The sequence below is a fragment of the Edaphobacter modestus genome, from assembly GCF_004217555.1.
Taxonomy (GTDB): Bacteria; Acidobacteriota; Terriglobia; order Terriglobales; family Acidobacteriaceae; genus Edaphobacter; species Edaphobacter modestus.
This window is the reverse complement of sequence record NZ_SHKW01000001.1, coordinates 819072-844659: the sequence shown is the minus strand read 5'-3', so window position 1 is coordinate 844659 and position 25588 is coordinate 819072. Positions and strand designations below refer to the sequence as shown.

The 25588-nt window shown below is 55.1% G+C and carries 16 protein-coding genes and 3 pseudogenes; 4 read left to right on the top strand and 15 right to left on the bottom strand.

Translation table 11 applies throughout. The annotated features are described in order from the left end of the window. Position 1 precedes the first annotated feature (1 nt). The 12 genes and pseudogenes from BDD14_RS03505 to BDD14_RS03450 form a co-directional block, all read right to left on the bottom strand. Positions 2-3418, bottom strand: a complete 3417-nt coding sequence (locus tag BDD14_RS03505; RefSeq protein WP_130417584.1) for a DUF5107 domain-containing protein — start codon at positions 3416-3418, stop codon at positions 2-4. Positions 3419-3949: 531 nt separating this feature from the next. Continuing rightward, positions 3950-4646: pseudogene (locus tag BDD14_RS03500) on the bottom strand (IS6 family transposase). An 84-nt stretch (positions 4647-4730) separates the two neighbouring features. Next, entirely contained in the window at positions 4731-5246 is a 516-nt protein-coding gene (locus BDD14_RS03495; RefSeq protein ID WP_130417583.1) for a hypothetical protein, read from the bottom strand. A 77-nt stretch (positions 5247-5323) separates the two neighbouring features. Further along, positions 5324-7729 carry a c-type cytochrome gene (locus BDD14_RS03490; protein ID WP_130417582.1) on the bottom strand — a complete coding sequence of 802 codons (2406 nt, stop codon included), beginning with the start codon at positions 7727-7729 and terminating at the stop codon, positions 5324-5326. A 250-nt stretch (positions 7730-7979) separates the two neighbouring features. Beyond that, the gene (locus BDD14_RS03485) at positions 7980-8756 is read right to left on the bottom strand and encodes an SDR family NAD(P)-dependent oxidoreductase (protein ID WP_130417581.1); all 777 of its coding nucleotides are present in this window, start codon (positions 8754-8756) and stop codon (positions 7980-7982) included. A 274-nt stretch (positions 8757-9030) separates the two neighbouring features. Continuing rightward, positions 9031-9213 (bottom strand): helix-turn-helix domain-containing protein, encoded by a 183-nt coding sequence (locus BDD14_RS34290; protein WP_130422664.1) that lies wholly within the window; start codon positions 9211-9213, stop codon positions 9031-9033. 15 nt (positions 9214-9228) lie between these two features. Then, positions 9229-9693, bottom strand: a complete 465-nt coding sequence (locus BDD14_RS03475; RefSeq protein WP_278045517.1) for a substrate-binding domain-containing protein — start codon at positions 9691-9693, stop codon at positions 9229-9231. A gap of 788 nt (positions 9694-10481) precedes the next feature. Beyond that, on the bottom strand, positions 10482-11984 hold the full coding sequence (locus tag BDD14_RS03470) for a carbohydrate porin (protein WP_165419909.1): 1503 nt from the start codon (positions 11982-11984) through the stop codon (positions 10482-10484). A 319-nt stretch (positions 11985-12303) separates the two neighbouring features. Continuing rightward, a complete protein-coding gene (locus BDD14_RS03465) occupies positions 12304-13257 on the bottom strand; it encodes a 3-hydroxyacyl-CoA dehydrogenase NAD-binding domain-containing protein (protein ID WP_130417578.1) in 954 nt (317 codons plus the stop codon). A 98-nt stretch (positions 13258-13355) separates the two neighbouring features. Then, on the bottom strand, positions 13356-14258 hold the full coding sequence (locus tag BDD14_RS03460; RefSeq protein ID WP_130417577.1) for a hypothetical protein: 903 nt from the start codon (positions 14256-14258) through the stop codon (positions 13356-13358). Positions 14259-14421: 163 nt separating this feature from the next. Next, positions 14422-15723, bottom strand: a complete 1302-nt coding sequence (locus BDD14_RS03455) for a CoA transferase (protein WP_207231684.1) — start codon at positions 15721-15723, stop codon at positions 14422-14424. A 494-nt stretch (positions 15724-16217) separates the two neighbouring features. Further along, positions 16218-16484: an ion channel gene (locus BDD14_RS03450; RefSeq protein WP_207231683.1), complete on the bottom strand. Its 267-nt coding sequence runs from the start codon at positions 16482-16484 to the stop codon at positions 16218-16220. A gap of 686 nt (positions 16485-17170) precedes the next feature. Here BDD14_RS03450 and BDD14_RS03445 point away from each other — a divergent pair. The 4 genes from BDD14_RS03445 (at position 17171) to BDD14_RS03430 (ending at position 21924) form a co-directional block, all read left to right on the top strand. Continuing rightward, the gene (locus BDD14_RS03445) at positions 17171-18403 is read left to right on the top strand and encodes a TolC family protein (RefSeq protein WP_242617706.1); all 1233 of its coding nucleotides are present in this window, start codon (positions 17171-17173) and stop codon (positions 18401-18403) included. Then, positions 18400-18660, top strand: a complete 261-nt coding sequence (locus BDD14_RS03440; protein ID WP_130417575.1) for a YtcA family lipoprotein — start codon at positions 18400-18402, stop codon at positions 18658-18660. The genes BDD14_RS03445 and BDD14_RS03440 overlap by 4 nt, the downstream gene beginning before the upstream one ends. Before the next feature lie 16 nt (positions 18661-18676). After that, positions 18677-19807 (top strand): efflux RND transporter periplasmic adaptor subunit, encoded by a 1131-nt coding sequence (locus tag BDD14_RS03435; protein WP_130417574.1) that lies wholly within the window; start codon positions 18677-18679, stop codon positions 19805-19807. 356 nt (positions 19808-20163) lie between these two features. Beyond that, the gene (locus BDD14_RS03430) at positions 20164-21924 is read left to right on the top strand and encodes an FUSC family protein (RefSeq protein ID WP_242617705.1); all 1761 of its coding nucleotides are present in this window, start codon (positions 20164-20166) and stop codon (positions 21922-21924) included. Between the two features lie 606 nt (positions 21925-22530). On the opposite strand, the pseudogene BDD14_RS03425 reads toward BDD14_RS03430, so the two are convergent. The 3 genes and pseudogenes from BDD14_RS03425 to BDD14_RS03415 form a co-directional block, all read right to left on the bottom strand. After that, a pseudogene (locus BDD14_RS03425) lies at positions 22531-23411 on the bottom strand (IS110 family RNA-guided transposase). Between the two features lie 5 nt (positions 23412-23416). Next, the gene (locus tag BDD14_RS32850) at positions 23417-23563 is read right to left on the bottom strand and encodes an IS110 family transposase (protein ID WP_242617704.1); all 147 of its coding nucleotides are present in this window, start codon (positions 23561-23563) and stop codon (positions 23417-23419) included. A gap of 635 nt (positions 23564-24198) precedes the next feature. Then, positions 24199-25485: pseudogene (locus BDD14_RS03415) on the bottom strand (ISNCY family transposase); the annotation flags it as partial. Between the last annotated feature and the right edge of the window lie 103 nt (positions 25486-25588).

Genomic DNA, 25588 nt, shown 5'->3' with positions numbered 1-25588 from the left:
GTCAGCTTTCGTCTCTGGAAATAGTGGTGAGAAGATCAATCCCGCCGATGTGGCTGTGGTCCATCGAAAGCACCTCGCTCAGCAGCCGCTTTGCCTTGTCCTTGTTGCCAAGTCCAAGCTGAGCCTGTGCGTGCAGGAATCGTGCTGTGATATCCTGGCGCTCCTTCAGGTCTTCGTGGAAGAGCAGCATGGCGGGCAACGATGTTGCAAAGTAGTCGATCTTCGCTATGTCTGCTTCCAGTTTGCAGGCATAGGCGTCAATGGCACGGAAGAGCTCGGCTGCTTCCATCTCACGGCCAAGAGCACGCTGCGCCATGGCGCTCCAGTAGGTGGTCTCTGAGATAGGCTGTACCTGCATCTGCTGGAAGTCGCTCTTCTGGCGGGCACCACGCTCCCAGTGCCCGATGGCGCGGTCACGGTCGCCTTCTGCGGTGAGCGCAGCGCCCATCCAGTAGTCGATCATGCTGAGATTCATCAACAGGTGCTTGGCTTCGTTGAGATTCTCCGGCGGGTTACCCGCCTTCTGCAGAAGCTCGACCGCAGCCGTTGCGTGGCCCTGTGCGAGTGCCTGTTGCGCAAGCAGAATGTTGGCACGGACATACTGCGCCAACACCTGGCCCTCTCCGCCCTCCCACGGGCCAAAGCTGCGATCCAGCAACAGATCCAGTGCCCGCTCGGGTTGTCCCGTGCTATTGAGCAGGGAAGCGAACTCGACGGAGAGATCGTCGCGCTGCTCCACCAAGTCCATGTGCGCCGTTAGGTTCTTCAGGCGTTCTTCCAAAGGAGTGCCAACGCGCTTCAGCAACTGATCCTGCTCGTAAGCGATACGCGCATCGTTCGGTGCAAGCTCGCGTGCGTGGGCAAACGCGGCTGCCGCTCCCTTCGCATCGTGTAGCACATTGAAGCGCGCGAACCCCAGATTTCGCCACGTGATCGGGAACTTAGGATCAAGCGCGGCCGCGCGATCCCATTGCGCGATCGCCTCATCGTAGCGCCGGCGGTCATAGAGTAGGTTGCCCAGATAGTAGTGTGCGTGTGCGTCCACCGGATTCGCACGGATGGCTCGCTCCAGCAGAAGCATCTCTTCCAGGCGGCTCGGAAAGACATATGCCGGATCGGCCGCCGCAGCCTGCTGACGCGACACAGCAGCCTCCGCGTCGCGGCAGAGCTGCTGCAGTACATCGGCCGTGGCATACAGACGAATAGTGGCGCCGCCGTCATTGTTGCCAGGACGTTCGGCGCGCAGTACCTCCAATGCCTCTTCTAACAGGCCCGCGCGCATGAAGTCGAAGGCGAGGTCGATCTGCTGCGGTGCGTCTCCTGCCACGTTACCGGATTCCAGGAAGCGGCTAGTTACGTCCAGAGGATCGAGCGACCGGATCTGGGCAATGAGGCTTGCGGCTTCATCTGTACGCTCCAGGCGACGCAGAACGATGGCCTTCAGGTTGAGGGCATTAAGATTGTCCGCTTCCGCCGACAAAGAGCGGTCAAGATGATCGAGAGCCTTTGCCCACTCCTTCCGGGTGCAGTCGATCTCCGCAAGCCGGTGATATCCAGGGCCGCGCCACGCCGCGTTCCATGTGCATTTGTAGAAGGTGTCATAGGCGTCGGCAGTTCGGCCCAGGAACTGCAAAGTGAGACCGAAGTTGTAGTGCGGCTCGCCGTCGCTCGGGTTTGGGTTGCGCCTGGTCAGGCGCGCAATCGCCGTGCGCAGATACCGCTCCGCTACTGCGAATTCACCGCGGCGCATGTGGGACCGGCCGAGCGCGTGATTGGAGCGGCTGTCGCCCGGATCGCGACGCACCGCCTCCAGCCAGTACGGCTCCGCGGCGCGGGTGGGATGCCGATACTGCTCCAGATGAAGACCGTTGAGGTACAACTCATCGCTGCTGACGACGTCCTCAGGTAACGGAGGCTCGGTGGCTACATCGGGCTTCTCGACCGGCACAATTTCCGCAGGAGCATAGCGCAGCAAGACGTTGTCTCCCTGCGAAACCCGGACTTCCAGTGCCTCCGTGGAATCGGATACAGGCATGAGGTAATGACGGGCTTCCTTCGGGGAAAGCTCGTCCGTCCAGCGTGCAGCTTCGACACCGTTACGGAATAGCGCCACTGTAGCGTCGGGACGATCGGAAGTAACCTGAACATGAATTGTGACGTTCCCGGCATCCGTTTCGAGGCGGAGCGCGCCATTCAGATTGGCAAGGTCCGGAGGCCCTATGGTGCTGACCGGATACCAGAACTGGCTGAAGGTTTTCGTCTCGCCGGGCGCCAGAAAGCTGAAGTCTGGCTGATTATCGGTATAAACCCCCGACATCAGTTCGACATACGGTCCATCGCTGTCCGTCAGACAGCGGTCCCATGCATAGCCGAAGTCGTGGTTACCCCACGTCCACTGCTTTTTCCCGGGAGAGATGTGGTGGTTGGCGACTGCTACAATGCCGGCGTCGGCTGCGTGATCGTACCCGCCGAAGAAGTCGTCGCGGGAGCCGACGATCATGTAGCTGGTCGGCACTGGAATGTTGGCATACCAGCCCAGATCGTTCGCCGAGTAGGAGCCGTCGGGCACAAAGCGCGAAGGAAGCTCATGTGAGGGCACGCCCGTCCGCACACGCTCGCCGTAATCCACGCCATAGTAAAGGTCCTGGCTCAGCGGATACTCCGTAACAGCGCGCTTGGCATGATCGGCGGCGAAACGCACGTCATGCGGGAAGAACGATTGATACTTCTCGTGAACACGGGTGGCGACGTTCGCCCACCAGAGAAAGGTCTGCGTATCCGTTGTGCGGTTGTATAGCCTGACCTTGACCTCCACGTACGCTTTACCGGGATAAAGGCAGACGCCGTGCATGCCTTTCATGCGTGCCATCGGGTCGTGATCGCTGCACCAAACTGTGACGGCGCCGTCCGGCGAGCGCTCGATTGAAACTTCAACGGGCATAAATGTGGCGGGCCGGTGGTGCTGGGGCCAGTTGAACTCCACGCCGCCGGATATCCACGGACCCGTGAGACCCACGAGCGCAGGTTTGATGACGTTCTGACGATAGAAGAAGTCGTAGCCTGTTCGCTTGTCCAGTCCAATGTGAATGCGTCCACCGATCTCCGGCATAACCATCAAACGCAGGAACTCGTTCTCGATGTGAACCGCCTGCCAGGAGCGCGACTGTGGCTCTGTATCGATTGAATCGATCACTGGCAGCGGATACACGCGGCCACTGCTGCCCTGGTAGACGCGCTTCTCCAGAAACAGCGGATTCGTGTCCGGCTCCGCCGGTACGTAGGTGATCATATCGACCGACTCGCTCCACGCCTTGACTTCTCCCTGCTCGGAGGACGGGGCTGAGGGAAGTTTCAGTTGTCCCGGCGGAAAGAGGGCGGATGCGGTCGTCTGTTGGTTGGAAATCTGATCCTGCAACATGCAAAGGCCTCGGAAAGAGCCAGAAGTAGAGTTGCGTTCGCTTCCGGAAGAAAGCAAGCGCAGACTGGAATATAACCGTGTACGTTACCGCAGGTGGAACTATAGGGGTTACCGAACACGGCTGTCAAGAAACGGCGCTCTGGAGGCATTCCGCTTTGGCGAATGTTTCTCACTTCCGCAAGGCGGCCTGAAAGGGATGAAAAGATGAGCACGATAGGCCTGCCTGCGCCGGGGCCCCACGTGATGAAGACTTCAGTGCACTTTCTCGGATCGACGAGCACTACCCTCAGCTTCGGAGATATAGCCCTGAGCTGCTCGAGACTTTTCAATTTCAAGCAGTTCCGGCTGCGAGGAGCATTATAGAGGCCGTGGAACTACTGCGCGAGATGAACCGGAATAAACTGAGCAGCGTGCCTGCCAATGCATCCACGGCTTTCGTCCGAAAAGGCCGGAGGAACGTATATTCGCTCCAGATGGGGCTCTGTTGCATTAACTGGCGCACACGCGACTCGCCCTTACAGATGCTGCAGATCAGGCAGCAACATCGAACAGCTTGTTGATGAATTTAATTTTGCCAGCGACCTTGGGCTTGCAGAGGAGGCAATGGCGACGGCGGATCATACGCATGACTTCAAATCCCTTGATGGTGGCAGACGCTGTTCTCATCGTCTGAAAACCGCGGGTGGGACGGATCACCCGCTTGAGACCACCGTGATCTGCCTCAATGATGTTGTTTAGATATTTCGACGTGCGGTGCTTCGTGTCCTGTGGCAACTTGCCTTCGTGCTGCAGCGCGCCAATCGCCTTGGGATAGGAGCCCAGCTTATCGGTTGTGATCGAATGCGGCGGCCAGTTGCGCATCGTCTTCAGTGCCTGGCCCAGGAAGCGGTGTGCCGCGCACGTGTTACGGCGGTCCAGCAGCATGAAGTCGATCAACCGGCCATGCTTGTCGACGGCGGAACAAGTACTTCCACTCTCCACCGACCTTGACATATGTTTCGTCCACCCGCCAGGAGCTCGAGCGGTAGCCTTGATACCAACGGATGCGCTTTTCGAGCTCAGGCGCGTAACGCTGCATCCACCGGAAGATTGTCGAGGCGTCGACCTCAACTCCGCGCTCTTGCATCATCTCCGAAAGATCGCGATATGTGATGCCGTACTTGCAATACCACCGTACGCATACCAGGATGATTTCGACCGGAAATCGGAGGCGCTTGAAGATGGACATCTGCTGCACTCCTCGACTCACCTCTCACCATACACGGCCCTAGTTAATGCAACAGAGCCCTTTCCTTGGCCCAGATCTTTGAACTCAGTATTGTGGTTGTGATAAGCAAGCTGAAGGCCAGTCTTCTTTGCGGACGTGCCCAGTTGGTTGAAGAACTCCGCCATCGCCTTGTATTCTTCTGGACCTGCCTCGCCCCCCCGTTCCGTTACCGAACTTTCCGAGGAACGAGCTGACCACATATCGAACTCCCAGGGTGTTTGCCTGATCGAAAATGACGGATGGATTGCCATCGCCAAAATTGAAGAAGTGAGTGCTGTTGCACTTTAGGCCTGCGTTATCTAGAGCCACTCGAAACTGCTTTGCAGACAGTCCCGCAAAACCAGCCCCTTCTACTTCGTTATAGCCAATTGTGTGAATGGTCTTCAGTGTTCCGTCGACGTCGGCTTTGAGCTCTTTGTCGATAGTGTAGAGTTGGATTCCCGGATAAGTCACAAGCGGCTCGGCCCATAGAGGGGACGTGAGCGAATTGGCAATGGTGACGCCCACAAAGTTGGCGGCGCCTGCACGCATGAATGTTCTACGGGTAATCGGCGTAATCATATTTGGTTCCTTTCTCCTTCAGCTTCCTTACTGGGGTCATTGATCCTCAAAATGAGTGAGCAGGACGGTGTGCTGCGTTAGGGTAATGCGAATGCGACGTAGACACCCCTAGCCGGCGCGATCTGGTAACGCCCTCCGCCTGTGGCGACAACGACGAATTGCTTACCATCGACCATGTAAGTTGCAGGAGTAGCTCTACCCGCATATGGAAGTTTCGTTTCCCATAACAGCTTGCCTGAACTGGCGTCGAACGCATGAAACTTGTAGTCGTAGAGGCTGGCGCCGATGAACACAACGCCGCCGGCGGTAACAATCGGCCCTCCATAGTTTTCCGATCCGGTGTTCTTCATTCCTTTGGCGGCCAGGTCCGGATACTCGCCTAGAGGGACCTTCCAAAGATATTCACCTGTATTCAGATCAATCGCGTTCAACGTTCCCCAGGGAGGAGCAATCGCTGGATAATGATCGGGGTCGAGGAACTTCCGATAGCCAGTAAAGCTGTATTGTGGACCGGCCTTGTGTATCGGCGCGTTAATGTCGAGCGCACCGAGGAAGCGGAGAAGGGCGTTCAGATTGTCGGATCCAAGATTTGAGAATCCCGGCATTCTGCCTCGACCCTGATGGATGACATTTACGATTTGCTGTCGCGAAAGCCGTCCGCCAACTCCGATGAGCATGGGGAATGATGGAGGGTTACCTTCGCGTTTGTCCCCGTGGCAGATCGCACATCGTTGTTGGTAGACCTTTCCGCCGAGTGCATCTGATTCTGTGGAAGCCGCGGCAAGAGATTCCATCTCCTTTTTGTCGCCTGAAGGGTCATCGGGTGTGGCTGTCGGGTTTTTCAAAAACGCTAACAACTGGTCGAGTTGCGAATCGCTCAGGTTCGGGAAGGTGGGCATCCTGCCCTTGCCGTGATGGACGACGGATTTGATCTGGTCGTCTGAGAGACGTTTTTCTATTTCAACAAGAGACGGGAATCCCGGAGGCGAACCGCTTCGGTCTGCTCCATGACAGACGCTGCATTGGCTGCGGTAGATTGCTTCACCCGGGCTCCTTGCAGTGTCATTTTGCTGGAGGCCTCCTGTCCAGGCCATCTCGTTGGCGTTGATGTAGATGACCCCGGTCTTAACGTCTACTGCGGGACCACCCCACTCGGCACCACCGTCGAAGCCGGGAAAAATGACAGTCTGCTTATTGAGGCCGAAGGGCACAAATTGACCTTCGCTACGGAATGTCCGAAATTGCTGAACTGCCCAAGCATGAGCCTCGGGTGTACGGTTCGTCAGCATATCCTCCGTCAGAATCTGGCGTGCGTATGGCTCCGGCTTCAACGGATGAGGTTGTGTCGGCGAAGCTATTTCTCCCGGTACCGTACTCGCTGGATACTTCCGTTCCTCGATCGGAAACAGAGGCGCGCCTGTAGAGCGGTCGAAGAGGTAGAGAAATCCCTGCTTTGTCGTTTGGGCTATTGCATCGATGTTCTTTCCGTTGTGACGAATAGTCACTAGCGACGGAGCAGAAGGAAAGTCTCTATCCCAAATGTCATGATGAACGCCCTGAAAATGCCATATCCTTTTGCCCGTGTTGACATCGAGCGCCAACAGCGTGTTGGCGAACAGGTTGTTACCGAGTCGATCGCCTCCGTAGAAATCAAATGCTGTCGACCCGGTAGGAACGTAGACGATTCCTCTTTCGATATCGAGGCTCATTCCCGACCAGTTGTTGGCAGCGCCCGAATGTTGCCAGGCGTCTGCAGGCCAGGTTTCGTATCCAAACTCGCCCGGATGCGGGATCGTGTGGAACGTCCATCGAGTCGCGCCAGTATGGACGTCGTAGGCACGAATGTCACCCGGCGCCGCCGGCAGGGTCTCCGGCATCTCACCACCAACAATGATCAGGTCCTTATAGATAATTCCGGGTGTGGTCAACGCGATCGACTGGAGATGGTAGTCGCCGCGAAGACCCTTTCGTAAATCGATGCGACCGGCTTCCCCAAAATCGGCAATTGGTTTTCCTGTCTTCGGGTCAAGCGCATAAAGATAATTCATGATCCCGGCGAACAGTCGGCCCTGCTTCCCATCGGTCCAATATGAGAGTCCGCGAGTGGGCTGTTCGGCAGTAATCCCGGAATCGAACCTCCACAAGAGTTTTCCGGTTGCTGAATCTAACGCGATCACTTTTTGGGATGGAGTGTAGGAGTAGAGTACCTTTCCGACCACCAGTGGGTTGGTCTCCATGCCACCGTCTTCGCCGGTATCGTAGGTCCAGGCAACCTTGAGCTTCGAAACGTTGCTCTTGTTGACTTGCTTTAGTGGCGAGTAATGGTCATTTGCAGGCTGTCCTCCATAGCTTGGCCAATCCTGGATGGAATCTTTTGATGTGGAAGGTGTGCGAGCGGCGGCAATAGGCGTCGAGGGACCCCCAATAATGCCTGCTAAAAGTGCGACCGTAGAGAGCGCTATAGTTGTCTTGTTTGCTAGCATTTTGTGCGTCCTGAACCGCTGTTACATCTGCTCTTAGTCAAACGTGCTTGATCAACTGCATGAAGCCGTAATCTATATGCAATTGATGGTGGCAGTAGAGAAGAGAGTCATGGTTGTAGCTTGACCTGAAGCAAACAACCGTTGCTGGTGCTGCGAGCATCGCGCAGTCATTGTATGTCCTCCATGATTTGCCGCAACGTCGCGGCCGCTGCTTCGGGAGCCCAAGACATATTCGCGGTGCGGCCCGAACTTAGACCCAACCACTATCGACGATGAAACTCTGATTTGTGATTGCCGAACTGTCATCCGCGGCAAGGAACAAGACCATTCGTGCGACGTCGCTAGGAAGCAGGCTTGCATTCAATGCTTGTCTCTCCATGATTTCCGCTTCATACTCCGGGGTCCACCAAAGCCGCCTTTGACGTTCGGTTAAAACCGCACCGGGCAAGACGCTGTTCACTCGAATATTCGAAGATCCGAGTTCATGGGCCATTGCGCGAGTTAGCCCAACAATGGCAGCTTTTGCGGTTACATAGGCCGGCAGGCCAGTCGACGGAATCATCCATGCAATTGAACTCATATTGATAACCGAACCTCCGCCAACTGAGCTCATGCTAGGGCTGAGTGCTTGGATTGTGAAGAAGTGATGGCGGAGATTCACGTTCATCCGGTTATCCCAGTACTCTGGTGTCACCTCGTTCACGTCATGCCTGTCGTCATTCGCAGCGTTATTTACAAGAACCCGAACCGTCCCCAAACGATCCTCGACTAGCCGAATTGCTGATTTTAGAGCGCATATATCCGTAATGTCACATCGCACAAAGAGAGGCTCGTGGGCAGATCGCCCCTCCAAGCTCCGAATCAGGTCCTGTGCTGGTTCCGTCGCCACATCCAGAAAGGATACTTTGGCCCCTTGGAGCGCAAACTCTTCAACCATGGCCGCCCCGATCCCAGAAGCACCTCCGGTAATGAGGACAGATCGGTCGCGCAAACTTGGATAGCATGCAAATTGATTGTTCACAGTCATTTCTCAATATAACTTGACGAAGCCGCCTGCACTCGAGATGTGCTGGTTCAAAGTGGCGTACTTATAACCAATATTGCTCGATCTCATATCCATCGAAAAACAAACGTGCCTTCCGCGCAATCACAATCCAGAGTACTCAGCACCGCCAGCCTGGTTCAATTGCTGTTGTTTATCTAATCAAGTCATCGATTTATAGAATTCCGTAACACATGTCGAGACGAATGTTTGGAGTTGTTGCGAAACAACACGACGTGCTCCGTTCCATGAGAGGTCTTCAAATCGTTGAGGTGCGGCGATACATGCCTGGTGTTTGACCAAATGATTTTACGAAAAGAGTGGTCATATGCTGGACCGATCTGAAACCACTCTCCGAAGCAATTTGTTTCAGCGGCATGTCCGTTTCCGTCACTAGCCGCCTCACACGTTCGAGCTTGGTGTGGCCTATTGCGGTGTGAATAGAATAGCCGAGAGCTCATGCAAAGCGGGTCTCCAACCCGGAACGAGAGATGGCAACAGCGTTAACGACCTGCGGGACCTTGATCCCCTCCGACGAGTGGTCACGGATGAATGCCATTGCCTGGGCAACTTTTGGATCGTCTATCGCCAATATATCCGTCGACTGCCGCGTCACAACGGTTGTAGGGTCGGAGACATATTGACGCTTCCGGGAATTGTGGCCCTGTATCATTTGGTCGAGCAGCGCTGCCGCGGCGTAGCCTATTCCTTTGGCACCTTGCTCCACACTGCTGAGGGGCGGGCTGCTCAAGCGACACAAGAGTTCATCGTTATCGACACCCACGACCGCAACCTCGTCGGGAACCGCTATGTCATATGCGCGGCATGCTTCAAGCACCTGTCGCCCACGGTTGTCGTTCGCCGCCATGACACCGAGCGGTTTCGGGAGTTTCTTCAGCCACCCTCCCAGGGAACGCTGCAGAGTGGCCCAGTTATTGTTTGAGCGAGGGAAGCGATTGAAAATAGCGCAGGACGTTGCACCTTCCGTAGGTAGCTCTCGAACGCATCCTGGCGCTCCTGCGATCAGCCATTGATCGGACTTGTTGCGTAGCCGCAGTAGGCGAAATGCTTGAACCCTCGATCGAGCAAGTGATCTGCCGTGAGCGTCGCGATTGCTTTGTTATTTGTGTAAAAGTATGGAATGGACGATCCTGCCACATACCACCCATATCCGCCTCCGAACCCAACGACAGGTAATCGGGCCTGGGTGACGCGTCGGGCTGTTCCGGGATCGTCGAAGTTTCCAATGATGCAAGCCCAAGGTCGCTGGCGAAATTAAATTCATCAACAAGCTGTTCGATGTTGCTGCCTGATCTGCAGCATCTGTAAGGGCGAGTCGCGTGTGCGCCAGTTAATGCAACAGAGCCCTTAAATTGGGCCTCGTTAGAGCGACCGTTCCAACAAATGTGGCTGCTGAGCAGGGAAGCCATCACGCGGTTACGCAAAATCACTGCCTGACCTTGAGATTTCTAGATTCCGGCTACAGGAAATGGCACCCTCGAAAACAAGACAGCGCTCGTCACAGGAGCGTCGCGTGGCATTCCCGTCGGTCAGGTCTCGGCCTTTGCGCTCTCACGCTCGACTAGAAGGTAACGCTTGTGCGATGCCGGATAGGAGGAAGGTGTACGAATTGTCGAAAATGTTGGAGATTGTTTCAGCATTTGATCCTCTCTGCGCAGTAGATACAACTCCCGACCGAACGATCTTCTCTCACCATATCAAACTCGAGCGAAGAAGAAATACGTCCGCGCCGTGTTCATTCTTTGCCACCCCGGCGGTCATAGGGTTCCAGATGTGCTGATAACTTGGAATCAGCCTGATCGCCGGAGTGATCGCGAAATCGTAGGAGACCTCGAGCCCATTCTCGTTTTTCACAGTGGCTGCGGCTCCGGTGAGCCGCTTGAAGTCATTTTTCAAAGGCTGACTGATTCCATTGTGATAGATTCCCAATCCAAAACTGTCATTGGGCCTGTGATCAGAGAGGCCATAGGCAAACAACGCTACGCTCGCATCACGCGTGATAGGGTTGGTGTGCTCTGGGGCATATCCGATGCGTCCGAACAGACCAATTCCTCTGAGCTCCTGGCCGCTCCCGAGTTTCTCAGCGACCGCCGCAGGCTGATCTTTCACAAAGAGATACTGCGAAAAGTTTCCGATCGTGACCCAACTCTTACCCTTATAGTTGATGGGCAAAGCCTGAGCTGAAGGAGTCCCCAACAGAACTCCGACAGCCTGCGGAACTTCCGACGGCGACAACTGCCCAAATGGTGACGTCAAATCGATTTTCGGCTTGTTCGTCCAGTTGGCCTGCCCCCAGGATTTGCCCGATAAGTTGCGGATCTTGTATGAAAAGATTGTGATGCCATAGATGTTTACCCGATCGAAGGCATTCGTGGCCAAATTATCCGCCTGGCTATTGGGATCGAACACGCCGGCAGCAGTGGTTAGCCATTTTGACGGCGTCCACACCCCAATCGCTGCCAACGAAGTGGTGTTGTAAAAATTGAGGGCCATCGGATTCTTGTTGAAGTTTAGGTTGGCGAAGTCGTACTTGTAGCTGTTGCCGAAAAAGGTCTGGTCGGCGTGGGTGAGCACGTTGACCTTTCCCAAGATGACGGAGAATTTCGGCGTCAGAGACTGAAATAGGAAATACTCCGTGGGGAGGACATCATGGACGAAGAAGGGACCTGGGAAGGCCAGCCCGGTGTACTGAGGCACGATGGAGCCCACGGTAAAAGTATTCTGCGGTGAAGAGCTTCCATTCCTGGCTTCCAAGGTGATGTGGAATACGCCGCCCGGCCAGAGTCCCGCGCGCCCGGTATCCACATTGATCGAGAGCTGGGTGTTTTCTATGAAGGCGCTTCCGGTTTTGAGACCACCTGACGCTACGTCTTGATATGCACTCGTTGAGAAAAGATCAAAGAAAAATCCATAACGAGCTAGATCTGTTCGCAGCCCGCCCCAATCACCACTCAATTGAGTGCGATAGCGGAAATCTCTCGAGTCGGTTCCTGGCAGCCCGAACACGGGTCCGTTGTTGAAGTATGGCAGGAGGTAGGGTGCCAAATTAGCAACAGAAGCTTTTTTTGTTGGAACTGGACCCCAAGAGTCAGTTGCATTCGCGCGGGAAGGCGTAGTTTTCTCTTCGATCGGATCATTGTCATAAGTTGGGTTGGCGATATCGTTCTGAGCCGCATGCACATCAGGCGTCATTGCATTCTCGGACGTGGCACGGGTACTGGCCGACGGCGACTGCGCATGACACGTTGTCGGATCAGCGATGATCCCTGCTAACGCGAGGCAGAGCGCGATCGTACATGCGAACCTGCTAGAGGGGAAGGACGTCCGGCAGATTGGTGCCGCTTGAATTGCCTCTCCCTGAGTGGGCGTAGGTCCACCGAACTTGCTTTGAGTTGACGGAACAACATCGGTCATATCAGTTGCAGAGCGATCCGGCCATCGCAGCCCAGGTTCGAGCTGCGATGGCTGTACTTGGCTCAAGGTCTTCCCACTTGTGGAATGAGATGAGTACTCAGTACGGCAGCCTTTTGTCTGCAACCTTTGCCTTGAGTGTCTGCAACAATACATTGTCACGCGCCGCTGCAATGTCGTTGGCCGTGTGTACCTTGAGAATCTCATTGATTCCAGCTTCGGCCTTCTCAGCCATCTGCGGAGTTACGTGCTCGATGCGACCGAGATCCGCCCACCAACCTTCCATCGCTGGACCGAGATGCTCGAGGAGATGTTTGATTCCCGCGTCTCCACCGCCCAGATTCGCGTTCATGAACTGGCCGAGGATGGCCCATCGCAGCCCAGGACCGTGTGCCATAGCGATGTCGATGTCGGCCAGGCTGGCCGCATCTTGATCCAGCAAATAGAGCACCTCACGGAACACCGCGGCCTGAATGCGGTTCGCGATATGACCTTTCATTTCCTTCTTCATGCGAATCGGCTTCTTGCCGATCTGTGCATAGAATTTGACAGCACGTGTAACGTTCTCAGCGGATGTTAGCTTGCCTCCGACGACTTCGACCAGCGGGACGACGTGTGGTGGGTTGAAAGGATGCCCAAGCAGGATACGCGCCGGGTTGGTCGCCTCAGTTTGGAAATCCGAAACAGGAATGCCCGAAGAACTACTCGCAATGATGACATCGGGGCCAACAGCGTCAGAAATGTCTTTGAAGAGCTTGAGCTTGAGATCTACCCGCTCTGGACCGTTTTCCTGGACAAAGTCGACGCCTCTCAGAGACTCCTTCAGATTCGTGGAAAACCTCAGGTTGTTCTTATCGGCGCCTGGCTCAAGACCCATTTCCTCCAACAGCGTCCATGCGCTATCGATATACGCGCGCAACTTCTCCTCGGCGTTGGCCACGGGATCGGTTGCGCGCACCGCAAATCCTTTCGCGAGATAGTAAGCCGCCCAGCTCATCCCGATCAGCCCACAACCCACGATACCGACTGTTCTTACATTGAGATCATTTTTCATATTCTCCTCGATTGGACGTTCAATACGCGTGCTTCATCCGGATTCCATCCCGGCTCGAAGGTCGCGGTTTAGAAGACCAGGAAGACGAGCCTCGCCGCTTACGCAACGTAGGCAATTCCAGTTAGAATCCCTAACTTTGCGATCGTGGTGAATTGCGCTTTGGCTTCGAGCGGGGCTACGCGAACTTCTCCACCGAGTTCTGTCGTAAACGCACGCTGATTGGCGTGATCGATGGCAAGTCCAATACCTTCCTGCAGTCCAGTCGCGAGTACTTCGTGGTTTTCCAGTTGCTTGGTACCGATACGGGCACGGTTTAGCGAGTTGCCGCCATCGAGATTGCCTCGGTCAGTCCAGTAGAGAAGGTTATTTTTGGTGTCGAGTTCGAGATCGATCGGCTCAGGCAAGTGATCGATCAGCAGTTCGATATCCGTGCGGTTCTCGGGCTGCTGATTCGCCGGAATTTCAAGCCCGGCTCGGAAGATGCGCCCCTTGCCACCATCCGGTGGCCCCTTTTGCGTCCAGTAGATATAGCGGTTCACCGGATCAACGGCAATGCCGACGCAGTGACGCATAACATCCTGCGAATCGGCAGGGAACACACCGTTGCGAACAAGAACAGTCACGTTCGAACCGTCGAAGTTCGAGCGCATCACGCGCATGGCCTCGCGATCACACCAATACAAGAATCCCGCGCCGAAGTCGGCGGCTACCTGCTTGGGCGTCACCGTGAGACCATGACCGACCAACATACGACGATTGGCGCCGTTTAGCCCGATGCACTCGATCGAACCGTCAGCCTGAAAAAAATCACCTTCACGTGGACCCATTGCCGGTCCCATGTTTGTCCAGTACAACGTCTTGGTCCTCTTGTCGATAACGATTCCGTCTACGTTGTCGAGCAGATTCCCAAGCAGAGTGCGGCGATTGCTACCATCGGGATCCATCTCGATGATTTCGCCGCCTGGTCGGAACTGGAGAATGTAGAGTTTTCCGGAATTCATGTTGTTCTCTCTTCTTCAAAGTGCAATCAATGCCCGTTCAACTAAACCCAGGCCGGTTGCCAGGAACCCAACGATTCGTTCCCTTAACCGCCGACCATCGCCTAAGCGCGCTGTTGTCAAATCTGAGCTGCTGACAGTTCGAAATGGGATACAAATATCCGAATCAACTCAGCCACTCAGGTTTGTTCGCTCCTCGCGGAACGATCACGGTCCGATACGACCCAGGAGACTTGGACAGATAGACCTGCTCGTCGAGCCCCTGGTACGTGCCGAGCGGAGTCTCAGCGGTGAACAGATCCGGGGCCACATTTGTGTGCTCTTCAGAGGAGCCGGCCGTCGTATGAGCGTAGGCCCTGTCGAAGATGCCGAGCGAGAGCTGCCAGAGCACAGTGCGAGTGAGCGAGACAACGACCTTGTAGCTTCCTCCCTCCACGGCTCGCCTGCGCAGCGCTGCGAGAACGCCCACAGTGCCGAGCCAACCCACAACGTTGTCGCAGATGGGTACAATGGGCGGCTGCTTCGGGCTGGTGAGCGACCCTTCGAGGGCAAAGAGACCCGACACCGTTGCACCAATCTCATCAAACCCCGGTCGATTCGACCACGGCCCCTTTTCTCCGTGAAGAACGACGGTGGCGTGGATCAGTCCGGGCTTTTTTGCACATAACTCTTCCGCATCCAGTCCGTGGGAATTCAAATAGCCAGGGCGCTTGTTTGCGAAGAAGATGTCGGCATCCTTGAGTAACGCATCGAACTTGGCGCGATCCTCTTTAGAGGAATCCAGAATGGTAGAGCGCATGCCAACCTGAACGTCCCAAAAGAAGGCCTCAACTTCGGTGTCGTTGGGCCTCCAGATATTCAGGACGTCGGCACCATAGAAGGCTAGGTCTCGCCCAATTGCCGCGCCAGCAATCACATGACCCATTCCGAGGGCTCGAATTCCGTCGAGTGGAGATTTGGCGTCTGGCTTGAAAGGAATGGGCTCGCTTTCACCGATCTTCTCGACGGAAATTAGGGGCATCCCTGCGAGCACTTCGGTGTACTGCAACTCCTCGCGCAACTCTTCAAACGTACGAACTTTGGCAAGGACTAATCCCTCTTCGGCAGCAGCCGCCTCCAAGTCATCTGCACGCCACTGCAGAATGGAATTCTCGAGTGATTCGACGCTGTCGCTGCATCGGAAGAAGTTGAGTGCACGTTGATGCAGCTTAGGGTAGAAGTTCAGAGTCACGACATGCCGGCCATCGCGTGTTTCACGGAAGAGTGGAAATTTAAAGAAGGGATTATTGTCGAAGAAACCCATCGCGGGAGAGCGCCCGTTCACGGTCTCCCAGATCCCTTCGAAGAAGCCGCCGAAGCGTCGAAAGGCTTTGCGAACGTCGACATGAATGTCCTGGCCCTGTCCGGTTCGGTCTCTCCACACCGCCGCGGCCGCAATGGTTTTGGCAGCAAGGCCTATGCCTGCCATCGTTGCAAACCGGATCCGGCTAGGAACAATGGGATCTTGGCCATAGAAAGTTAGTTGCCCGCCGCTGTCTGCTGCTGACATTCCAACGTCTACCAAAACTTGATTCACTCCTTCGTGGAAGTCGAAATCTGAGGAGGTGGAAGGATTGTTTAGTTTGTCGACGATAGTCTCGGTTAAACGATCTGGGGCTTGAGTTTCTTCCTTAACCACGGATACATACCTCATTACTTAGACTCCTGGATGATGTCAGCTCTTCGACTGAGTGATACTAGCAACCGTGAGTGGTCCGAATAAATTACATGTTCCTTGTAGGAATCATTCAGATGCTGCGCAATATCGGTAACATTTCATTCCTGAGCTGCACAACCAACTCAAACGCAGCCCTTCCTTGCTCTGCATTCCTTATCGCGACAAATCCGAGCAAATTTGTCAGCACGTATTTTGAAATAGGTGGGCAATGAGATGTTTGGACTTCCACCTACGCCAACGATTACTTAGTCTCTGAGATCCGCAAATCGAGTCTGAATCAAACGCAGAATGACGGTAAAAATCATCGCGGTGGACACCCCAAACATCAGCGATCCATCTGCTGCCTCGAGTGGTCCCAGCAATTTCCATGAAGGCGACATGATCACATCACCATAGCCGAGCGTTGTATAGTTCACCGCTGAGTGATAATAGGCGGCTCCAAACTCCTGAAATTCCCCGAAAATCATCAACATCATGCTTGACATAAACATGTAATAGATCAAGGGTGCCAAGTGACGTATTGTTCATCTATCCGGAGAGGCAGACCATGCCTGCCGGCAAGGATATTAGTCTCTCAATGCTGCATGCCGGTGCAGGTTATGCAGGCCTTGAGTGGATAGTTTTGCCGTTTATTACAGCGCGGACTATTACTCACGAAAATTTTTCCCCGACCCCACGAATCAAGCAGATCCGGGAATCATCATCGGGTATGGCGGTCCTGGGTCTCCCAATACAAACAACCGGACCATTCAGGAGGTGGCCTTCGATTGGTTGCATACGTTCTTGCAAAATCCAAGGTACACGGAGCGCTGGAGGCGTACACGCAGTATTCCTATCTGACTCGCGCGCCTTGGTATGTAGGACCAGGCGACCCCAAGAATGCGCATCTCAGCATGACCTATTTCGGGTTTCGCTACGTTTTGCCTTCCACTTCGGGCACACTGCTCCGCGTGCCTTACCCAAATTAGGGAGGAGGAATGTGCAGGTCCACGGATTACATTCAACTTCGCTAGCCGCAACTTTGCTCGTTGTTCTACACTGCGCCAACTGTGCACTAGCACAGAGTGCACCCTTATCGAGTGATCGTCCGTGGCATTCGCCTGCTGAACGCAACATCGAAACAGATCTTCGAGATATTCCTGATTCGAGATTCACCATCGATTCTGCCAAAACGTATTCGTTGCCGGAGCTCATTGATATGGCAGAAGCACACAATCCTGCCACTCGTGATTCTTGGGAACGCGCCCGCGCTCAAGCCGCTGCCCTAGGCGTAGCACGCAGTGAGTTGTTTCCTATCCTCGCAGCTGTTGCAGTTTCACAGACCACCCGGCAGCAGGTCTTATTTAGCGATCGCTTCTACAGCCAGGTTATCCAGACCTTCCAGGTGGAGTTGGACCTCAATTACACCCTCTTTGACTTCGGGGCCCGCACGGGTCGAATCAACGCTGCGAAGGCGCAGCTTCTGGCAGCTAATTTCGTTTTCAATGATACTCATCGCCAAGTTATCTACCAGGTACAACAAGCCTACTACCGATTATTGAGTTCGATGGGGCAGGAGGATGCCGCACGAGCAAGTCTGTCAAATGCACAAGCAGTGCAACGAGCAGCCGAACAACGTTTGGCCCATGGCCTCGCTACTCTGCCAGACGTCCTCGAAGCGCGGAGCGCCACCGCCCAGGCTGAATATGATCTGCAAGCGATCCTTGGCGCTGAGGAGATTGGTCGGGGCGATCTCGCAACCGCAGTAGGGACCTCCGCGACCGCGGTGATCCAGGTCCAATCGCTGGATCAGATACCCAGCCGCGAGACGATAGGCGATACGGTCGACCAAGTCATCAACCGGGCTCTCGAGCAACGTCCTGATCTTATGCAACAGGTGGCCGAGATCCGATCCGAAAATGCACGAGTCCAAGAAGCGCGTGCAGCATATTACCCTGCATTAACCCTGAATGTCACCCCGGCCATCCCATCACTCTACGGCTCACAGTTCCCATATCCCTGGTCTCACACTGCTGATCTGGTCGGCGAATTGCGCTTCAATCTTCAATGGACTGTCTTTGATGGAGGCGCGCGCAAAAACCGCCTGGCCCAAGCGCAGGCCGACGTTCACGCGGCAGAAGCGCGAGCGAACGTCAAGCGCAACCAGATCGCGGACCAGGTCTGGACGGCTTACTCGAATCTGAACACCGCTTTTCGGCAGCGCCAATCCGCAGTCGCACTGCTCCAGGCTTCTTCTCAGTCCTACAACGCCGTCCTGCAATCGTACGGCTATGGCGTTCGGAACTTGTTGGATGTTACCGCGGCTCAGCGTGCTTTGGCACAAGCTCGGTCCGCAGATGTCTTGGCACGCACTCAAGTGCTGACTGCATTCGCGGAGCTAGCGTTCAGAACAGGGGATTCAATTCGCGTCGCCGGGAGACCCCGGCCATGAACGGGACGCCTAGATCTGTGCAAGGAGTGTTCGTACCCGCCTTGCTATTGATGACGGGTTGCGGAAGAGCTCCTTCGTTCGACATCCTGGGTTCGTTCTTTCCCGCGTGGCTCGTGTGCCTAGTAGTGGCCAGTTTGCTTACGGCCGTCTCGCGAGCGCTGTTGAGCCGTTACGTTGAGATCGTTTGGCCGGTTCTCGTATATCCGAGTCTCACGGCCATCTTTGCCTTCGCGTTGTGGTTCGCTATGTTCCGCTGAACAAGGAGCAGTGAGTATGGAGATAAATAAGAAAACGCGACGCCGCCAACTTCTCGGCCGCTGGATCAGTATCGTGTTCTTGTCAGGTGCAGTAATCCTTGGGCTCGTCGTGTTTTATCATGTGAACCAATATCCACGAACTGAGGACGCCGAAGTATTTGCCAATTTCATCGGGATAGCGCCACAAGTTGAAGGCCCTCTCATCCGGCTGAATGTGCACGACAACCAATTCGTGAAAAAAGGTGAACTGCTATACGAGATAGATGAACGCCCCTATCAATTTGCTCTCGAAACCGCGACCTCTCAGCAGTCCACTCTGGAAGGGCAGATCGCGGACGAGCAACGGAAAATAGCCGCGTTGGTCAGCGGGGTTTCGGTCGCACAGGCGAACATCCACAGTTCGGAAGCCGCAGTGGCTAACGCTGAGCAGGGGGTCACCAGGGCACGCGCCGAGTGGACCTACGCGAACAACAATCTGCATCGTCTTGAGCCGCTGCTTACACAACAGTTCGTGACGGTGGACGAGGTGGATAAGGCCAGGACTTCCGAAACCACACAAGAAGAAGCTCTCAAGCAGGCTGAGTCTCGGCTGGCGTTGGCTAAGGCAGATTTGAACTCAGCGACGGCACAGCACGAACAAGCCGGGCATGCTGTTACAACTCTTGAACCGTTAATCAACCAGCGTGGAGCAAGAGCGGCTGCGGGGAAGAAGGCCCGCTACGACCTGGACAACTGCCGCGTCTACGCGCCGTTCGATGCCCGTGTGACTAACCTCACAATTTCAGAGGGCGCTTATGCTCACGTCGGAGAGCAAATGTTCACGCTCATTGACGCCCGCATCTGGTGGGCAATTGGCAATTTCCGGGAAGGCCAGCTCAAACGGATCGCACCAGGAATGAAGGCTGATGTCTACGTAATGTCGAAGCCAAACCTGCGCTTTGCTGGAGTTGTGGATAGCGTCGGGTTTGGCGTGACCCCGGATCCTGATGTGATTGGCCATTTGCAACCCGGCCTACCGGATGTGCAGCGAACACTGAACTGGGTGCATTTGGCGTCGCGATTCCCGGTTCGGGTACGCGTCGAGAATCCGACGCCTGACCTGTTTCGAAGCGGCGAGTCTGCCGTGATCACAATTCGGGGCAATTGAGAATGGCAACCATCGCCCAAAGCATGCCTCAGCCATCTCGTCCGCTGACGTGGGTAAGGGATTTTCTAAAAGAGGAACTTGCGCCGTATCCGGGGCGGGCTGCCCTCGTCGCGAGGATGACAATCGCGGCCACCCTGGTCATGATCATCACCATGACGTTCCGCATTCCATACGGTGCGTACGGCGCACTCTACGCACTTACTATTTCGCGAGAGAATCCCGATACCACTGTAAGAGCCGTCAAGACCATCATCATTGCCTTCGCCCTATCAGCTCTGTACATCTTGCTGGGAGCGATGTTCTTTCTGCAGGACCCGAATCTGCGATTACTCTGGGTAATTGGGACCTTGTTCGCGATGTTCTTTGCGCTCAGCGCAATGACAAATTACTCCGCCGCCGTGCGTTTCGGTTATTTGCTCATCGTTACAATTCCGGCCTGGGACCAGCAGATTCCGACCGAACGAAAAGTGGAACAAACCCTTTGGGCTTTTGCGACAATCTCTCTCGCAAGCGTTATCACGGTCCTGATCGAGCTGGCGTTTGCAGCATTGAGGCCCGGTGATGTTGTTCTTCAGCCGCTTGCCGAGCGTTTGAGTGCCGCTGCGGACCTGCTTGATTCGTATGCTGCGGGCGCTTGCGGGGACAATAAGACAATCCGTGAAGTCACCCGATTAGCCATGGTGGGAACTTCCGGACCTCGACGGCTGTTACGACGTTCAAGCTACTCGCCACAATACCGCGAGCAGATCGGTGCTGTGATCGCGCTCGTAGCGAGACTTGTAGATATTGCCGCCAGTATGACACTTTCCACTTTTGAATTGTCGGACTACGACAAGAACCGCATCCGCAACTTAGCATCGAACATTAGAGCGATTCGTTCCGAGTTGTTGCATGGCGTAGTCCTGAGCCACTTCGAGCCCGTAAGCGAGCCATCGGCAGCTCTTCCTCTTTTAGTGGAAATGGAAAAGACGGTCTCATCGATCGATGAAGTGTTCGCGGGACAGCGTCCACTGACTGCCTACACTCCACCCACGGGGAGTGACCCAGCGGTGGGCTTTTTTCTTCCTGATGCGTTTTCCAATCCCGAACACATCAAGTTTGGCCTGAAGGGCTGTCTTGCAGCCAGCCTGTGCTATCTCTTCTACAATGCCAAAGCCTGGCCCGGCATCAACACCACGATTACAACGTGTTTTCTCACCGCCCTCTCCACGATCGGTTCGTCCCGCCAAAAACAGGCTTTGCGTATTGCGGGCGCTATCGCAGGAGGAATCGTGATGGGCATTGGAGCACAAGTATTTATCTTGCCTGCTCTCGACTCCATCGCTGGTTTCACACTCCTTTTCATCTCCGTCACGATTATCGTTTCATGGTTTGCAACCTCGAGTCCACGTCTTTCGTACTTCGGAGTCCAGGTTGCAATTGCCTTTTATCTCATCAACCTGAGTGAGTTCCAAGTCCAGACTTCCCTCATACCAGCAAGGGACCGCGTGATTGGCATTCTACTCGGTTTATTAATGATGTGGCTTGTGTTCGATCAATTGTGGGGTTCGCCAGCTGGCGTTCAGATGAAGAAAACGTTCATCTCCAATCTCCGATCGTTAGCGCGATTTGCAAGAGAACCAGTCTCAAAGGACTTGAGAGTGGCCCTAGAACGAAGCTATTCGCTTCGCGAAGAAATCAACAGCAATTTTGACAAGGTAAGGGGGCTGGCGGACGCTGTTCTTCTCGAATTTGGGCCTTGCCGCGAGCAGGATCTAATATCGCGTAAGCGTATTCGGGATTGGCAACCGAATTTGCGTATGATCTTCATCAACCGCCTCGTCTTGTGGAAGTACCGTGCTCGGCTACCCGGTTTCGAGTTACCGGAAGCAATCCAGCCGGCGCAGGAGGAGTTCGACAACCGCTTGGCCAAGGCCCTGGAAGGAATGGCCGATCGAACGGAAGGGAATGAATCGACCCAAAAGCAGGACTTGTCAAAGGCCTATTCCCAACTCGAACAAGCGGCATGGAAGGCCTCGCCGAAGACCCAGGGCCAGTTCTCGCCGCAGATAGAGTCGTTTCTCCTTCTCTCGCGCAGGATCGCACTTCTGGCAGACTCCTTGGAAAAGGAAATTTGAGTATGTCGATACTTCACGACACCTCGTCGTCGAAAAGATGAGCAGGGGCAGAATGCGCTTCAATGGAGCTCCTTTGTTTGTGCGCTCCTCAATATACATAACGTCATCGCAGGAAGTATTAAGGCTCGATATGTCACATCTTGATTAAGTAACGATAAGTCGCCTTATGCCTTATATTGACTAATCCTGGTCTCAACTAGAGATAACAGGGCGAGTCACTCATCGAGCTATTCGAATCGATCTATGTCTTCGGCAAGTGGCCGAATGACCGGCTTTTCGGGAAATTGATCGAGTTTCCGGCAAGTTCGAGGGGCGTGCGGACCCCAGAATGCGAAGTTGCCGAATGTATGGTCCGCCGTGTGAATGCAAGGGAAAAGTTTCGAATGAAGGAAAGTCTGCGTCAATGTATTCGGCCTTTAGGTGGAAAGTTTTCTCCTGGCCTTGATGAGATACGCCGCGTACCTGTCCTTTGAAAACACGCCGGCCTCGTATTGGCCATTTCGGCAAGCAGGTTTCAGGTGCGCCGTTTTAACTGTTCTTTCATCTTCACTTATCCGGTGCAGACCTCGGTGGGGAGAACTTGATGTTGCTGGTGGCTAAGCCTGCTTACACTGTCAGTGCCTCGGGTACTGCGCGATAGTCCTGGCCCGTCGAGAGCACTGCCCACGCGATCCGCGCCAGTTTGTGTGCTGTTGCCACGATCAATACGTTTCGTGGCGCCCTGGTCTCAAGCGAGGTCATCCAGGGGCCCATCGCGATTCGATCCCGCTTGGATCGCAATACGATCGCGCGTGCTCCATGAATCAGGATCTTGCGCAGGTAACAGTTACCGCGCTTGCTGATTCCATACAGCCTCACCTTGCCACCGGTCGAATGCTGCTTCGGAGCAGCCCCATCCAGGCTGCGAACTCTCGTCCCTTGCGGAAGGCTGCGCCGTTACCGATGGAGGCCACGATCGCGGTTGCAACCAGCGGTCCGATACCAGGAATCTGCCGCAGTCTCCGACACGCTTCATCGCTCGAAGCGATTCGTTCCACTTCGTCGTTCATCTGCACGATCTGAAGCTCCAGGTCCTTCCACTCGCTCCACAGCATGGCAACCAGGTTCCGCATCCTCGGGGTGAGGTTCTGGTTGGCGTTCTCAAGCACCTCAGGTAGAGCTTCCCTCAGCCGAATCGGGCTCTTGGCGAACACGATGCCCCGCTCCAGAAGAAACGCACGAATCTGGTTGATCAGAGCAGTTCTTCGCGCCATGAGCCGGTCACGCACGCGATGGAGAGCTTGCAGGTCGAGCTGATCATCTGTCTTGATCGGCACGAAGCGCATGTTCTCGCGATCCACGGCCTCAGCAATCGCTTCAGCGTCGATGAAATCGTTCTTGTTCGACTTCACAAACGGCTTCACGAACTGGGCTGGAATCAACTTCACATCATGGCCTTGTTCCCGTAAAGCACGGCCGAGGAAGTGCGACCCCGAACATGCTTCCATCCCGATCAAGCAGGTCTGCAGGTTCGCGGTGAAGGGGCAATCAACTGCTTCTGGGTAAACTTCTTCTTCAGCAGCACCTTGCCGTTATCACCAAGGGCCACCAGGTGAAAGGTCGTCTTGCCAAGGTCAATACCAACCGATCGAATCTGCATGTCCATGATCCTCCTTGAATCTGCCTACAAGATCTTCCGGGGAAGATCAAGCGGCGGACCATCTCAGTAAGCCCGTTTATCGTCCATGTCAACGCAAACGACTTCTCGTTACCAGCAGGGTGGACTTCAGACTCGGTCGCTGGAGCGATGGCCCTCAAACCAATGCTCATTCATGAGGTTCAAGAACTCTGATGTGATTGGGAACCCGGATGCAGAGCCAATTACTGCGTCAATACCGCACCGTGGACAGTCCGCTGTCAACGCTTCTTTATCGTCGATCCAGTCAACTATCTCAGAGGGTGGGTAGATGGACATGCAGTAGAAGCAACCACAAAGAGCGCTAGCTTCCACCTCAACGCGGTTCTCCATGCAGTGTCTATGAGCCCGTACGTAGTCGGATTGCTGGTGAGCCAAACGCACCGTCTTCGGAGCTTTGAACCAGTCGAACCAACGGAATCGCATGGCTGAAGTCTAGAGCGTCATTCACACCGATTCAGGGCTAGTTGAGAAGTGACGAAGCGAAGGCGGGACTCGTTCCCAAAAGGCGCGGTTGGACGTTACGCTTTCTTGGTGGTCGGCTCAGCCACCACTACTGACTTGGCGGGGATTTTGGGAACATAATCAGGCCCGTAGATCTGCCGCCCGCGTTTCTGATACTCGCCCTTCTCGCTGTTGGTCTTCACCTTTGCTTCGAAATGGCTGTTCTGTTGTGCCTTGATCAGAGCCAGTGTGTGTCCCCTAGGCGCTTGTTCTCGACGATCGCCGTGTGGCTGACCCTCTGATCCTTGCTGAAGACGCTGTAGGGAAGGATGCCCTTCGAACGCACCTCCAAGCGGCCATCTGGGAAGTCGTACACGTCCACGTACTTGCCGCGCAGCTCCTCGGACGTAGCGTTTCGTTCCAGGATGATCCGCTTACGGTCGTACGACAAAGTCAATTGGCTGCCGACGTAACGCTGCTCGCGATGGCACAGGATATCAGTGAGCTTGTCTTCCGGGACTGAGAGAGGCCGGTGCATGTCGTCGGAGCGGACAGGCGTGACGGAAAACCCGCTCGTTGTGGGTGACCATGAAGCTCGGCAAAAAGGCGTTACCAGCGTCCATGTCAGAGATGTTCGCGAGTCTGAGTTCTTTGACAAGGCGATCCTGAAGCGTACGGTTCACGCGTTCGACGCGGCCCTTGGCCTGGCTTGAGTTGGCGCAGATGATCTCGATGTTCAGTTCGGCAAGGGCACGACCGAACTGAGTCATGCCGGTGCCGCCTGGAGCGTTGGACCGGTTTATCCGGAAAACGGTGTGCTTATCCGAATAGAAAGCGACTGGGCATCCAAAGGCGACGACGTAGGAGTGTACCGCACTGAGATAGCTGTCCGTGCTCTCGCTCAGTACAAATCGAAGCTGCACCAGTCGACTGGTCGCGTCGTCGATGAAGACAAGCAAGGTGCAGGCATCACCCCGGTTCTCAAACCAACGATGGTCGCTGCCGTCAATCTGGATCAGCTCTCCGAAGGCCTCACGGCGCAATCGAGGCTGATGGAAGCTGCGGCGCTGTCTGCGGGAAATCCACAGCCCGTCGGCCATCATCCACTTCCGCAATGTCTCTCGGGAGACCTTCACGTCGTGCTTGGTCAACAGCATCTCTGCAGCGAGGGAGGGACCGAAATCAGCGTATTTGGACCTCATCAGTTCGACCGCGTACTCTCGAATGCCTTCCAGCAATCTGTTATTCGACGGGCGGCCCCGGCCCTTGTGGATGAGGCTTGCTCCGCCGCTAGCGCGGTAAGCCACAACAAGCCGGCGTGTCTGTCGAGTGCTGAGCCCCAGGATCGCTGCCGCCGAGATCTCAGTGCGTCGTCTTGCCAGAACTTCGGAAAGGACTTCTATGCGTCGCAGTTCGTGTCCACTCATGCTGAAAAGATCCAATCTCCGCCTCCGCCATCTGTCGGAAGGGTAGTTTGGACATTTCAACTTTGCAGAAACCGGACACTTCTACTTTGCGCCTACAATTCATGTTGGCGCCCGATAG

Bases quoted from the DNA above. Each gene is read 5' to 3' on its own strand.
- BDD14_RS03505 (WP_130417584.1), bottom strand. From the start codon at position 3,418: ATGTTGCAGGATCAGATTTCCAACCAACAGACGACCGCATCCGCCCTC.
- BDD14_RS03495 (WP_130417583.1), bottom strand. From the start codon at position 5,246: ATGATTACGCCGATTACCCGTAGAACATTCATGCGTGCAGGCGCCGCC.
- BDD14_RS03490 (WP_130417582.1), bottom strand. From the start codon at position 7,729: ATGCTAGCAAACAAGACAACTATAGCGCTCTCTACGGTCGCACTTTTA.
- BDD14_RS03485 (WP_130417581.1), bottom strand. From the start codon at position 8,756: ATGACTGTGAACAATCAATTTGCATGCTATCCAAGTTTGCGCGACCGA.
- BDD14_RS03470 (WP_165419909.1), bottom strand. From the start codon at position 11,984: ATGACGCCTGATGTGCATGCGGCTCAGAACGATATCGCCAACCCAACT.
- BDD14_RS03465 (WP_130417578.1), bottom strand. From the start codon at position 13,257: ATGAAAAATGATCTCAATGTAAGAACAGTCGGTATCGTGGGTTGTGGG.
- BDD14_RS03460 (WP_130417577.1), bottom strand. From the start codon at position 14,258: ATGAATTCCGGAAAACTCTACATTCTCCAGTTCCGACCAGGCGGCGAA.
- BDD14_RS03455 (WP_207231684.1), bottom strand. From the start codon at position 15,723: ATGGCAGGCATAGGCCTTGCTGCCAAAACCATTGCGGCCGCGGCGGTG.
- BDD14_RS03445 (WP_242617706.1), top strand. From the start codon at position 17,171: ATGGCAGAAGCACACAATCCTGCCACTCGTGATTCTTGGGAACGCGCC.
- BDD14_RS03440 (WP_130417575.1), top strand. From the start codon at position 18,400: ATGAACGGGACGCCTAGATCTGTGCAAGGAGTGTTCGTACCCGCCTTG.
- BDD14_RS03435 (WP_130417574.1), top strand. From the start codon at position 18,677: ATGGAGATAAATAAGAAAACGCGACGCCGCCAACTTCTCGGCCGCTGG.
- BDD14_RS03430 (WP_242617705.1), top strand. From the start codon at position 20,164: ATGTTCTTTGCGCTCAGCGCAATGACAAATTACTCCGCCGCCGTGCGT.
- BDD14_RS32850 (WP_242617704.1), bottom strand. From the start codon at position 23,563: ATGCAGATTCGATCGGTTGGTATTGACCTTGGCAAGACGACCTTTCAC.